The organism is Aureimonas pseudogalii, from assembly GCF_014196835.1.
In the GTDB taxonomy this organism is placed as follows: Bacteria; Pseudomonadota; Alphaproteobacteria; order Rhizobiales; family Rhizobiaceae; genus Aureimonas; species Aureimonas pseudogalii.
In genome coordinates, this window is record NZ_JACIEK010000006.1 from 136,980 (window position 1) to 149,651 (window position 12,672).

At 65.0% G+C, this 12,672-nt stretch carries 10 protein-coding genes; 2 read left to right on the top strand and 8 right to left on the bottom strand.

Annotation, left to right across the window (positions count from 1 at the left end; translation table 11 throughout):
- Positions 1–190 precede the first annotated feature (190 nt).
- On the bottom strand, positions 191–1,555 hold the full coding sequence (locus GGR04_RS12795) for a PleD family two-component system response regulator (protein WP_183200278.1): 1,365 nt from the start codon (positions 1,553–1,555) through the stop codon (positions 191–193).
- Positions 1,556–1,561: 6 nt separating this feature from the next.
- A complete protein-coding gene (locus GGR04_RS12800) occupies positions 1,562–1,933 on the bottom strand; it encodes a response regulator (protein WP_183200279.1) in 372 nt (123 codons plus the stop codon).
- A gap of 117 nt (positions 1,934–2,050) precedes the next feature.
- Here GGR04_RS12800 and GGR04_RS12805 point away from each other — a divergent pair, with 117 nt between their 5' ends.
- Both GGR04_RS12805 and GGR04_RS12810 read left to right on the top strand, forming a co-directional pair.
- Positions 2,051–2,353 carry a DUF3572 domain-containing protein gene (locus GGR04_RS12805; RefSeq protein ID WP_183200280.1) on the top strand — a complete coding sequence of 101 codons (303 nt, stop codon included), beginning with the start codon at positions 2,051–2,053 and terminating at the stop codon, positions 2,351–2,353.
- Positions 2,350–3,015, top strand: coding sequence for a hypothetical protein (locus GGR04_RS12810; RefSeq protein ID WP_210291778.1), 666 nt, complete (start codon positions 2,350–2,352; stop codon positions 3,013–3,015). Before GGR04_RS12805 ends, GGR04_RS12810 begins: the two co-directional genes overlap by 4 nt.
- 48 nt (positions 3,016–3,063) lie before the next feature.
- On the opposite strand, the gene dnaE is transcribed toward GGR04_RS12810, so the two are convergent.
- The 6 genes from dnaE to GGR04_RS12840 form a co-directional block, all read right to left on the bottom strand.
- Complete coding sequence (gene dnaE, locus GGR04_RS12815; RefSeq protein WP_183200281.1) at positions 3,064–6,534, bottom strand: DNA polymerase III subunit alpha; 3,471 nt, start codon at positions 6,532–6,534, stop codon at positions 3,064–3,066.
- A 382-nt stretch (positions 6,535–6,916) separates the two neighbouring features.
- Positions 6,917–7,609: an ABC transporter ATP-binding protein gene (locus GGR04_RS12820; protein ID WP_183200282.1), complete on the bottom strand. Its 693-nt coding sequence runs from the start codon at positions 7,607–7,609 to the stop codon at positions 6,917–6,919.
- Positions 7,606–8,913 (bottom strand): lipoprotein-releasing ABC transporter permease subunit, encoded by a 1,308-nt coding sequence (locus tag GGR04_RS12825; protein WP_376769858.1) that lies wholly within the window; start codon positions 8,911–8,913, stop codon positions 7,606–7,608. Before GGR04_RS12825 ends, GGR04_RS12820 begins: the two co-directional genes overlap by 4 nt.
- Positions 8,910–10,232, bottom strand: a complete 1,323-nt coding sequence (gene proS, locus GGR04_RS12830) for a proline--tRNA ligase (protein ID WP_183200283.1) — start codon at positions 10,230–10,232, stop codon at positions 8,910–8,912. The genes GGR04_RS12825 and proS overlap by 4 nt, the downstream gene beginning before the upstream one ends.
- A 432-nt stretch (positions 10,233–10,664) precedes the next feature.
- Positions 10,665–10,931, bottom strand: coding sequence for a DUF1467 family protein (locus GGR04_RS12835; protein WP_183200284.1), 267 nt, complete (start codon positions 10,929–10,931; stop codon positions 10,665–10,667).
- Between the two features lie 98 nt (positions 10,932–11,029).
- Positions 11,030–12,640 (bottom strand): ribonuclease J, encoded by a 1,611-nt coding sequence (locus GGR04_RS12840; RefSeq protein WP_183200285.1) that lies wholly within the window; start codon positions 12,638–12,640, stop codon positions 11,030–11,032.
- Between the last annotated feature and the right edge of the window lie 32 nt (positions 12,641–12,672).

Below are 12,672 nucleotides of genomic sequence, written 5' to 3' on the forward strand. Positions count from 1 at the left end.
GCCGACCGACCGCCCCACGGGACCCAGGAGATGCGGCGGACCTGAGCATTCCATGGGGAAACTGAAACCAGGTGCTTGCCTGTGTCTCGAACCCTTCGAATCGACGTTCGCCGAGAATCGGTTTCAGCGCAACGTCGAAGCCTCAAATTGCCTGTGATCTTTTCATGAATGGTTAAGGGCGGGCGCCCGTTCAGGCCGCCCGTAGAACCACCCGGTTCCGACCGAGGCGTTTCGCCTCGTAGAGCGCCTGATCGGCGCGCTTGGTCAGCGTGGCATCGGTATCGTCGGCGATCAGCGTGCTGAAGCCGACGCTGATGGTGACCGAGATCATTTCGCCGCCGATAGGGAACGGTTGGTCGGCGACGACGCGCCGAAGGCGCTCGGCAATCGCAGCCGCTGCTTCGCTGTCGGCGTCCGGCATCACCACGACGAACTCCTCGCCGCCGATCCGGCAGGCGAGGTCGCAAGCGCGAAGGCTGTCGCGCGTACGCGCTGCGACGTCGCGCAGCACGCCGTCGCCGACGGCATGGCCCCAGCCGTCGTTGATCTGCTTGAAGTGGTCGATGTCGGCGATCAGCAGCGAGAGATCCTTGGCGTCCGTGCGCGCGCGCGCGATCGAAGCGGTCAGGTGGCTCTCGAAGAAGCGGCGGTTGGACAGGCCGGTGAGCGCATCGACCGTTGCCAGTTCGATCGTCTGTTGCAGGCTGCGACGCAGGCTTTCGTCATACCGCCTGCGCTTGACCTGCGTGCGCGCTCGCGCCAGCAATTCGTTCCGATCGACGGGTCGCAGGATATAGTCGTTGGCGCCGAGCTCGAGCGCCTTCGCGATGCGTGTCTCGTCGCGCCCGTCGGAGGCCAGCACGAGAATCGGCAGCGGTCTCGTCGCCTCGTTCGAACGCACGAGCGAACAGAGTCGTAGCGGATCGAACGACTCGGCCTGGAGATCGATCGCCAGAAGATCGGTCGGCTCGATGGCCGCGGCTTCGAGATCCGCCACCGGTCCGACATGAACCCGAACCGTATGTTCGCTCCGCAGGATTCGCGAGAGCCGCTCGCCCTCCGCCGGCGAGTCCACGACGACGAGGACGGAACCTCCGGTCCCGCTCTCGGCGACTGCATCCGCCTCGTTGCCGGCCAGCACCCGCATCGTGGTCTCGGCGCGCGTGCGCATCTCGTCCGACAGGATCTTGAGCCGCGTCAGGCTGCGAATCCGCGAAAATAGCGGCAGGTCGCGGACGGGTTTGGTCAGGAAGTCGTCAGCTCCCGCCTCGAGGCCCGTGATGCGGTTGCGCATGTCGTCCAGCGCCGTGATGAGAACCACCGGGATATGCCGACACGCCGGATCCGCCTTGAGGCGGCGGCAGACCTCATACCCGTCCATCTCCGGCATCATCACGTCGAGCAGCACGAGATCGACGGTTTCGCGCCGGCAGATCTCGATCGCCTCGGCGCCGGAGGTCGCGAGAATGACCTCGAAATATTCGTCGCGCAGCCGAGCCTGCATCAGGCGCAGGTTGATCGGCTGATCGTCGACGACGAGGATCTTGGCAGTCATGGCAACTCACTTGTCCCCGAGAAACGACTTGATGGTCTCGATGAAGCGAACCACCGATATCGGTTTGGAGATATAGGCCTCGCACCCGCCTTGCCGAATCCTCTCTTCGTCGCCCTTCATGGCAAAGGCCGTGACGGCGATCACCGGAATCGATCGGAGTTCCGGATCGGCTTTCAACTGCCGCGTGACGTCGAGTCCCGAAATTTCGGGCAATTGGATATCCATGAGGATCAGATCGGGGCGGGTTTCTCGCGCGAGATCCGTCGCCGTCAATCCGCTGCGCGTTTGAACCGTGCGGTATCCGTGAGCCTCGATGAGGTCGCGAAACAGCTTCATGTTCAGTTCGTTGTCTTCGACGATCATGACGGTCTTGGTCATACTCGCTACCCCACTGACAGACCCCATGTCGGCTGGACCCCAGCTTCCATTTCCAAGACCTAGCGCAATTTGATTTAAGAAATGGGGAATCAATCCGGATATGGTTAGGAGAGCGGCATGACGGTCAGCGACGGCACGGCTGGAACCGACGAGGCGGCCAGCGGGGTGGCCATTGACGCGCTCAGCTACATCGCGAGCGAGCCCCTTCTCTTCAACCGCTTCCTGCGGTTGACCGGTCTGGAACTCGAGAACATTCGGCAAGCCGCGGGCGAACCCCTGTTTCTTGCCGGCGTTCTCGACTTCGTCCTGAACGACGAGAAGACGCTCGACGATTTTGCGGCTTACGCGAACATTCCGCCGCAGCGTGTCGCCGCTGCCCGACGAACGCTGGCTCCCGAACAATCGGACTTCCCGTTTTGATCGCCGCTTCCGTCACCGTCGGACCGGATGTCACCAGCCTTCCCCAGCAGCACGACGCCCTCGTCGTTCTCGATATCGACGAAGTGGTGCTGCATTTCATCGCGCCCTTCTGTGATCTCCTGGCCGAGCATGGCGCGCAGTTGCATTTCGACAGCTTCAAGCTGACCGGCAACGTCCGCTCCCTCTCGACCGGCGCAGCGCTCACCGGCCATTCGCTCGATGGCATCACCGCGCAGCTCTACGCCGAACAGGCGCGGCGCCAGTCGCCCGTCGATGGCGTCGTGCAGGCGGTCGAGCGTCTGTCCGAGATCGCCGACGTCGTGTTCCTGACGGCGATGACGCCGTCTTTCTACGAGCAGCGGCGAGCCTTGCTGAACAAGGTAGGACTCCGCGCTCCGATGATTGCGACCGATCGTCCCAAAGGCGCGTTTCTCGCCGAGATGCGCAAGCGCTGGCGTGGCCCCATCGCCTTCGTCGACGATCTGCCGCCCAATCTCGTCGGCGTTCGCCGCAGCGCGCCGGACGTCCATCTCGTTCACCTAATGGCCGATCCGCGCTTCCGCCAGCATCTTCCCCCGCTGCCGTCGGGCGCCCGATCGGCAGTCGACTGGCCCGAGGCGGAAGCGATCCTCCAAGCCATCGTTCTTGGCGACGAACGGTAGAGCAGCCCCGCCCGGCCCTCGACGGCCCCGAGAGACGCCATCTCGCTGTCACACGAGCTCGACGTCGAGCACCCCGGGCGACGCCTTGATCGCGCTGGCCATCTGCGGTGAGACACGGAACTTGCCCGGCAGGGCGATCTCGACTTCCCGCTCGCCGTCGTCGCGCATCAGAATGAGCGAGACGTCGCTGTCGCCTCCCGCCTTCAACTGCGAGCGGAAGATCTCGAACGGCTTGGCGTCGCGCAGGAAGACGCGCAGGCCCCGCTGCATCTTCTCGGCCTCCGCCTCCAGCGACTGCACCTGCGAGGCGCGCAGCGAGATGCCCTCCGGGCGGTCTTCGGCGGCGACCGTGACGATCACCGAGGCGCCGGGCTCCAGCATGTCGCGGAAGGCGATCAGCGTCTCCGTGAAGAGCACCACCTCGTACTGGCCCGTCGCGTCCGAAAGTTGCACGATGCCGATCTTGCCGCCGGTTCGCGTCTTGCGCTCCTGGCGCGAGGTCACCGTGCCGGCCAGACGGGCGGCGGACTGGCCGCGGCGGACGCCGGCCACCACTTCGGCATAGCTGTTGACCTTCAGCCGCTTCATCGCCGCCTTGTACTCGTCGAGCGGGTGAGCGGAGAGATAGAAGCCGATCGCCTGGAACTCCCGCAGCAATTTCGCAGCCCCGGTCCAGCCCGGCGTCTCGTTGAGCTTGAGCGGCTCCGGGCCCGAACCCGCACCGCCGAACATGTCATGCTGCCCGGAGGTGCGACCCTCCTGCGCCAGAGCCGCATAGGCCGAGAGGCGCTCGAGATTGCCGCAGAGCCGTGCGCGGTCGTGGCCGAATCCGTCGAGCGCGCCGGCCGAAATCAAATGCTCCAAGGTGCGCTTGTTGACGATCCGTGGATCGATCCGAGCACAGAAATCCTCGAGACTGACGAACGCGCCGCCGTCGTTGCGCCGCTCCACGATGTGATCGACCGCCTGCTCGCCAACGCCCTTGATGGCCGCAAGCGCATAAAGAATCTTGCCGTCCTCCACCTCGAAGGCGCGATGCGACACCTGCACCGAGGGCGGCACCACCTCGATGCCGAGGCGCTTGGCGTCGAGACGGAAATCGTTGAGCTTGTCGGTGTTGCCCGTGTCAAGGGTCATCGACGCGGCGAGGAACTCGACGGGATAGTTCGCCTTGAGATAGGCCGTCTGATAGGCGACGAGCGCATAGGCGGCCGCATGGCTCTTGTTGAAGCCATAGTCGGCGAACTTCGCCAGAAGATCGAAGATCGTGTTGGCTTGCGCCTTTCCGATCTCGTTCTTGACGCAGCCATCGACGAAACGGACGCGCTGCACGTCCATTTCGGCGCGGATCTTCTTGCCCATGGCGCGGCGCAGCAGGTCGGCCTCGCCGAGGGTGTAGCCCGACAGGACCTGGGCGATCTGCATCACCTGCTCCTGATAAACGATGACGCCCTGCGTCTCCCGAAGGATCGGCTCGATCTTCGGATGGATGATCTCGACCTCTTCCTCCTTGTGCTTGCGGGCGTTGTAGACGGGGATGTTCTCCATCGGCCCCGGCCGGTAGAGCGCGACGAGCGCGATGATGTCCTCGAAACAGTCGGGACGCATGCCGATCAGCGCCTTGCGCATGCCGACCGATTCCACCTGGAACACGCCCACCGTCTCGCCGCGCGTCATCATCTCGTAGGACGGCTTGTCGTCGAGCGGCAGCGCGCCGAGATCGATCGCGATGCCACGCCGCGCGATGAGATCGACGGCGGTCTTCAGCGTCGTCAGCGTCTTCAGGCCGAGGAAGTCGAACTTCACGAGGCCGGCCTGCTCGACCCACTTCATGTTGAACTGCGTCACCGGCATGTCGGAGCGCGGATCGCGATACATCGGCACCAGCTTCGACAGCGGCCGGTCGCCGATCACGATGCCGGCCGCGTGGGTCGAGGCGTGCCGGTAGAGCCCTTCGAGCTTGAGCGCGATCGTCAGCAGGCGATCGACCACTTCTTCCTTCTGTCGCTCTTCCTGCAGACGCGGCTCGTCCTCCAGCGCCTGCGCCAACGTCACCGGGTTCGCCGGGTTCTGTGGCACCAGCTTGCAGAGCTTGTCGACGTGGCCATAGCTCATTTCGAGCACGCGACCGACGTCTCGCAGCACGGCGCGCGCCTGCATCGAGCCGAAGGTGATGATCTGCGCCACCTGCTCGCGCCCGTATTTCTGCTGGACGTAACGGATGACCTCCTCTCGCCGTTCCTGGCAGAAGTCGATGTCGAAATCGGGCATCGACACGCGGTCGGGATTGAGGAAGCGTTCGAACAGAAGCGCGAAGCGCAGCGGATCGAGATCGGTGATCGTCAGCGAATAGGCGACGAGCGAACCGGCCCCGGAACCACGGCCCGGCCCCACCGGTATGCCGTGGGCCTTCGCCCATTTGATGAAGTCGGCGACGATCAGGAAGTAGCCGGGAAACTTCATCCGCTCGATGACGCCGAGTTCGAAGGCCAAACGCTCACGATAGATCTCGGCAGTCTGTCCCGGCGCCGGACCGTGGAAGGCGAGCCGTGCTTCCAGCCCCTCCTCCGCCTGCCGCCGAAGCTCGCCGGCTTCCACCAGCTCGGCCTCCGCCGCATCGGCGTCGGCGCCCGCGAAGCGCGGCAGGATAGGCTTGCGCGTACGAACCCGCGTCGAGCAGCGACGCGCGATCTCGATCGTGTTCTCCAGCGCCTCCGGCAGGTCGGCGAAGAGCGCGGCCATCTCGTCCTGCGGCTTCAGGCAATGCCCCTTCGTCATACGACGCCGGTCCTCCTGGCTCACCAGACGGTTGGACGCGACGGCGATCAACGCGTCATGCGCATCGAAATCGGCCTCGCAGAAGAAGAAGGGTTCGTTCGTCGCGACGATCGGCAGCCCAAGATCGTAGGCCAGCGCCAGCGTCTCGGCCTCGGTGCGCCGTCCCCGTCCCTCGTGCCGCTGCAGCTCGACATAGAGCCGGTCGCCGTAGAGCGCGGCGAGACGTTCCAACCGGCTGCGCGCCAAGCCGCCCTGCCCGACGGCGATCGCGGTGCCGATGGGTCCGAGCGGACCGCCGGTGAGCACGATGATGCCGTCGGTCCGCTCGTCCAGCCACGCGGCGAGCAGGTGCGGCCGTGCGTTGCCGTCATGCGCGAGATAGGCGAGTGACACGAGTTCGACGAGATTCTCGTAGCCGCGATCGGTGGCCGCGATGAACACGAGGGGCGCCGCCGATCCGAAACCGGAGCGGTCGCGCGGGTTGACCTCGGCGTCGCCGAAATCGACCTCCAGCTGGCAGCCGATGATCGGCTGGATGCCGGACTTCGCAGCCTTTTCCGAGAACTCCAAGGCGCCGAAGAGATTGTTGGTGTCGGCGATCCCGATGGCCGGTGCGCCGTCGCCCTTCGCGAACTTGACGATCTGATCGACCCTCAGCGCGCCTTCGAGCAGCGAGAAGGCGCTGTGCACGCGCAGGTGAACGAAGCGCAGGGGCGATGGTGCGGTCGATGCGTCAGCCACGGCAGATCCTCAACAGTTCCGGCGGCCGCTGCGCCACTACCCTTCTGCAATAGGCGCGCCGGTGGACCTTCGCCAGCTTGCTACACCATACCGCACGGACTCTCCCCGCTCTTTTGCGTGTGCGACCACAGTCACATTCGGGAGGGCCAAAACGTGATGCTCAGACGATATGAAGCAGCAGGGCAAAGCCGGCGACGAAGACCGACACTGCCGTGAGAGAGGCAACTTCCTTGAGAATCAGCATGTCGTTCTCCGTTCGTTCCTTGCGTTCTCTTTTTGTTCCAGAACGAGGCCGGTGTCAATCAGGAGAAACGAAAGAAGAACGGATGGTCAAAAAGACGGTGGCGTATCTTAGGTTGGTCGGGAAGCTCGCGCGCGATCTTCAGGCGACGATGTGATCGACGATCTTGCCGTCCCGGAGCGTCACCGCTCTGTCCATGCGCCGCGCCAGATCATGGTTGTGGGTGGCGATCAGCGCGGCCACGCCGGACTGGCGCACGAGCGCGGTCATTGCGTCGAACACGTAGCTCGACGTCGTCGGATCGAGGTTTCCGGTCGGCTCGTCGGCGAGGAGAACGTATGGGTTGTTGGCCACCGCGCGGGCGATGGCGACCCGCTGCTGCTCGCCGCCCGACAGCTCGGACGGGCGGTGGCGTACGCGCGGGCCGAGCCGCATGTAGTCGAGCAGCTCGCGTGCCCGCTCTGCCGCCACCTTGTGCGTCAGACCGCGAATCATCTGCGGCAGCATGACGTTTTCGAGCGCCGAGAACTCCGGCAGGAGATGGTGGAACTGGTAGACGAAGCCGATCGTGTTGCGCCGCATATCGGTGCGGCCGGAATCGTCCAGCGCGCCGCAAGAAGCCCCGTTGATCACGACGTCGCCGGCATCGGGCTTTTCGAGAAGGCCGGCGATGTGAAGCAGTGTCGACTTGCCGGCACCCGAAGGCGCGACGAGTGCCACCATCTCGCCGGCGTCGATGCGCATGTCGGCGCGGTCGAGAATCGTCAGGCGTGATTCGCCCTGCACGTAATGGCGCTCGACCTGGTCGAGGCGAAGAGCAATGGTCTCGGTCATTCGTATCGAAGCGCCTCGACGGGATCCAGCTTGGACGCCTGCCAGGACGGCAGGATCGTGGCGAGGAACGACAGGCCGACCGCCATGAGAACGACGGTCGCCACTTCGCTCGTATCGATTTCGGCCGGAAGGCGGGACAGGAAGTAGATTTCTGGCGGGAATATCGGAACACCAGAGAGCCACGAGAAGAACTGCCGGAGGTTCTCGATGTTGAGGCAGAAGACGGTGCCGAGAACGAAGCCCGCAAAGGTTCCCGCCAGCCCGATCGACGCACCCGTGATGAGGAAGACGCGCATGATCGAGGCCCGCGTTGCCCCCATGGTGCGCATGATCGCGATGTCGCGGCCCTTGTCCTTCACCAGCATGAAGAGGCCGGAGATGATGTTCAGCGCCGCCACGAGCACGATCAGCGTCAGGATGATGAACATGACGTTGCGCTCGACTTCCAGCGCCGAGAAGAAGCTTTCGTTCTGCCGCTGCCAAGTGAGCGTGTAGTTCGGGCGCTCCGCCGCCGTTTCGATCGTGGGCTGAAGGGTCTGGACGCTGTCGGGATCGTCGACGAAGATCTCGATGGACTGTACCTGTCCTTCCGACGCGAAGAAAAGCTGCGCCTCTGCAAGCGGCATGTAGACGTAGGCCGCATCGTACTCGGACAGGCCGATCTCGAAGATCGCCGTGATCGGGTAGGCCTTGACCCGCGGGGTCACGCCGAGCGGCGTCACGTCGCCCTGCGGCGAGACGAGCGTGATGTTATCACCGAGCCCGAGGCCGAGCTGTTCGGCCAGCCGGCTGCCGATCGCAACGCCCTGGCTCGTGTCGAAATTGGCGATGGTGCCCTGCCGGACGTTATCGGCCACCGGCTTCAGCTTTTCGAGATCGCCGCCCCGAACGCCCTTGACCAGCGCGCCGGTGGACGCCGAGTTGGCACCGGTGGCGAGCACCTGCCCCTGGACGAGCGGCATCGTGTAGGAGACGCCCGCGACCGTCGCGATCTTGGCGGCGACGGAATCGAAGTCGGTGAGCGGTCGGTCGATCGGCTGCAGGATCACGTGACCGTTGACGCCGAGAATACGCGTCAACAACTCGGCGCGGAAGCCGTTCATGACAGACATGACGATGATGAGCGCGGCGACGCCGAGCATGATGCCGACGAAGGAGAAGCCGGCGATGACCGACACGCCGGCGTCACGCCGACGCGAGCGAAGATAGCGCCCGGCGATCATCCACTCGAAGCGGGAGAACGGACGGGTCGCCTGCGGTCTCGCCGCTCGGGCGTCCGGTGCGGATGGCAACGCTGGGGTCACGCGGCGAGCCGGCGAACAACGTCGGTAGCGGGCAGGGTCTCGCGCTCGCCGCCGGCGCGGTGCTTGATCTCCACCTCGCCCACCTTGGCGCCACGCGGGCCGACGATCACCTGCACCGGCAGGCCGATGAGATCCATCGTGGCGAACTTCGCCCCCGCTCGGTTGTCCTCGTCGTCATAGAGCACGTCGTGGTCGGCGGCCTGCAGTTCGGCGTAAAGCGTCTCGCACACCGCGTCGCAATCGGCGTCGCCGGGCTTCATGTTGACGATGCCGATGTCGAACGGCGCGACGCCCTTCGGCCACACGATGCCGGCCTCGTCATGCGACGCTTCGATGATCGCGGCGATGAGGCGGCTCGGTCCGATGCCGTAGGAGCCCATGAAGACCGGCGTCTCCTTGCCGTCCGGCCCGGTGACGACGGCCTTCATCGGTTCGGAATACTTGGTGCCGAAATGGAAGATGTGGCCGACCTCGATGCCGCGCGCGGCGACGCGATCGCCCTCCGCGACGTCGGCCCAGGCGGCCTCGTCGTGCATCTCCTCCGTCGCCGCATAGGGTGTCGTCCAGCGATCGACGATGCCCGCCAGCGAGGCGGCATCGGCGAAGTCGATGCCTTCGCCGGGAACCGCCAGGTCGAGATAGTCGCGGTGGCAGAAGACCTCGCTCTCGCCGGTCGAGGCGAGAATGATGAACTCGTGGCTGAGCTTGCCGCCGATCGGCCCGGTGTCGGCACGCATCGGGATCGCCTTCAGGCCCATCCGCGCGAAGGTCCGCAGATACGCCACGAACATGCGGTCGTACGCGACCTTCGACGACTCGTAGTCGAGGTCGAAGGAGTAGGCGTCCTTCATCAGGAACTCGCGCGAGCGCATCACGCCGAAGCGCGGGCGCACCTCGTCGCGGAACTTCCATTGGATGTGGTAGAGATTGAGCGGCAGATCCTTGTAGGAGCGCACGTAGGACCGGAAGATGTCGGTGATCATCTCCTCGTTCGTCGGGCCGAACAGGAGGTCGCGCTCGTGGCGGTCCTCGATGCGCAGCATCTCCTTGCCGTAGTCGTCGTAGCGCCCGCTCTCTCGCCAGAGATCGGCCGACTGGATGGTCGGCATCAGCATCTCGATGGCGCCCGAGCGGTCCTGCTCCTCGCGCACGATCTGGGCCACTTTATCGAGCACCCGTTTGCCGAGTGGCAGCCACGAGTAGATGCCGGAGGTCTGCTGGCGGATCATGCCGGCCCGTAGCATCAGCCGATGCGAAACGATCTCGGCCTCCTTCGGCGTCTCCTTGAGGATGGGCATGAAGTAGCGAGACAGACGCATGGAGACCTACGAAATGGGAACGCGAAAGGGTCGGCTCGGAAACGATAAGGGGCTTCTTAACCGTTCGGGACCGGCAAGGAAAGGAACCGTCGGTCGGCCGTACGAGGACGGAGCCGACGCTCCGCCGAGACCACCACTGTCGGCTGTAGAAATATGAGGCGTCGATGCCATAAAAACGTCACCGAAGCCGCGAATCGGGTCGACAACCCCGGCGTTTCCGTCTTAGGGTCCGGTCGTCAAACAGCGTCGGAACGACGTAGAATGCGGTCGATCTTGTCTGGGAGGACGCGGTCTTCGGCGCGCAACAAGCGCAGCCCCGGACAAGTCCGGTGGAAGATCCGGATCGACCATCTCGAATGCGGGGCGCGAGCCCCGCATTTTTTTTGCTCAGTTCGCGTCACTGGCCGGATGATCACCTCGTTCGGGCGTCGATCAGGTTCCCGGTACGATATGCGGAAAGCTGCCCGGTCCGACGCCGACGATCTCCGTCACGACGTAGAACAGCGCGAAAACGGCGGACGCCGCGAGCGTGTTCATCGCGACGATGCGCCAGAAGCGGAAGCGGGCCGGCGCGCTGTGGGCGGTGCCCAGCACCACCTCGCCCTCGTCGATCTGCGAGCGCATACCGATGGGTAGCACCGCGAATAAGACGGTCCACCAGATGACGAAGTAGATCGCGATCCCCGTGACGATTCCCATGAGGCGTCCCATCGTTGGGTGGCGGCGAAAGCGCCGCCACCATCTTTACTTTGGATAACGAACCGGGCGGCAAGACGGCCGTCGGTTCGTCGTCGGGCTCAGGCCCGCGTCACGAACACCGTCACAGCCGGCTTCTTACCCCAGGCATCGTTCGCCTCGCCCCGAACCGCGCGACGCACGGCCTCGCGCACGAGCTCCAGATCCTTCCGGCGACCGCGTGGGATGCTTTCCACGGCACCGGCAGCGGCGTCGATCAGGACCTCCGACATCTCCTCGCCGGTTTCGTCCTTACCGGGAAGACCCATGCAGACGACCTCGGGATCGACGTCGAGCTCAAGCTTGGCGCTGAGCTCGATCAGCACCGAGACCTGTCCGGCGAAGGACAGGCGTCGGCGCTCGTTGATACCCATCTGCTCGGCATTGCCGATGAGGTAGCCGTCCTTGTAAAGGCGCCCGACCGGAACCTCGTCGATGACCGTGGCCGCACCCGGCGCCAGCCGCACCATCTGGCCGTTGCGCAGCGACACGACCTCCGGCACGCCTTGCTCGCGCGCGAACTGCGCGTGCGCGCTGAGATGTGCGGGTTCGCCGTGGGCGGGCACCGCGATCTTCGGGCGGACCCATTCGTACATCTGCTTCAGTTCGTTGCGCCGGGGATGGCCCGACACGTGAACCAGCTTGTCGTGATCCTCGATGATCGTCACGCCGCGCTCGATCAACCCGTTCTTGATGTCGTTGATCGCCTTCTCGTTGCCTGGGATCGAACGCGACGAGAAGATCACCGTGTCGTCCTTCGACAGGGCGACGGTCGGATGCTCGTCGCGGGCCAGACGCGCGAGCGCCGCACGCGGCTCGCCCTGGCTGCCGGTCAGCACGATCACGGCCTTGTCGCGCGGGATGTAGCCGAAATCCTGCTCGCCGACGAAGGGCGGCAGTCCTTCGAGATAGCCGAGTTCGTCCGCCACGTCGGCGACGCGCTTCATCGAGCGCCCCATCAGCAGCACCTGCCGACCCGCCTCGTCCGCCGCCTTCGCGATCGAACGGATGCGACCGACATTGGACGAGAACGTCGTGATGGCAACGCGCCCCTTGGCGGACGCGATGATCTCCTGCAGCGACTGGGTAACCTGCCGCTCGCTCGGCGAAACGCCCTCGCGCATGGCGTTGGTCGAGTCGCAGATCAGTGCCACGACGCCCTCGTCGCCGATCGCGCGCAGCCGTGCCTCGTCGGTGGGATCGCCCAGCGCCGGCGTCGCGTCGATCTTCCAGTCGCCGGTGTGGACTACCGTGCCGAGCGGCGTGCGGATCGCCAGCGCGACTGGCTCGGGGATCGAGTGCGTGACGTTGACGGCCTCGATTTCGAACGGGCCGACCTTGAACGTCTCTCCCGCCTTGAAGAGCGTGACCGGCACCTTTGCCGCGCCCGGCTCGCCTTCACGCTTGGCCTGAAGCAGCGCCGCCGTGAAGGCCGTCGCATAGACCGGCGCCTTCAGGCGCGGCCAGAGATCGAGCACGGCACCGTAGTGGTCCTCGTGCGCATGCGTGATGATGATGCCCTTCAACGCGCTCAGCCGCGCCTCGATGAAGGAGATGTCGGGGAAGACGAGATCGATGCCCGGGAAGTCCGGGCCGGCGAACGACACGCCGCAATCGACGATGATCCACTCCCGGTTTTCGGACGGCCCGTAGCCGTAAAGGGCGAGATTCATACCGATCTCGCCGAGGCCACCCAGTGGCACGA

Bases quoted from the DNA above. Each gene is read 5' to 3' on its own strand.
- GGR04_RS12840 (WP_183200285.1), bottom strand. From the start codon at position 12,640: ATGAATCTCGCCCTTTACGGCTACGGGCCGTCCGAAAACCGGGAGTGG.
- GGR04_RS12805 (WP_183200280.1), top strand. From the start codon at position 2,051: ATGACGGTCAGCGACGGCACGGCTGGAACCGACGAGGCGGCCAGCGGG.
- GGR04_RS12800 (WP_183200279.1), bottom strand. From the start codon at position 1,933: ATGACCAAGACCGTCATGATCGTCGAAGACAACGAACTGAACATGAAG.
- GGR04_RS12820 (WP_183200282.1), bottom strand. From the start codon at position 7,609: ATGACCGAGACCATTGCTCTTCGCCTCGACCAGGTCGAGCGCCATTAC.
- GGR04_RS12835 (WP_183200284.1), bottom strand. From the start codon at position 10,931: ATGGGAATCGTCACGGGGATCGCGATCTACTTCGTCATCTGGTGGACC.
- GGR04_RS12795 (WP_183200278.1), bottom strand. From the start codon at position 1,555: ATGACTGCCAAGATCCTCGTCGTCGACGATCAGCCGATCAACCTGCGC.
- proS (WP_183200283.1), bottom strand. From the start codon at position 10,232: ATGCGTCTGTCTCGCTACTTCATGCCCATCCTCAAGGAGACGCCGAAG.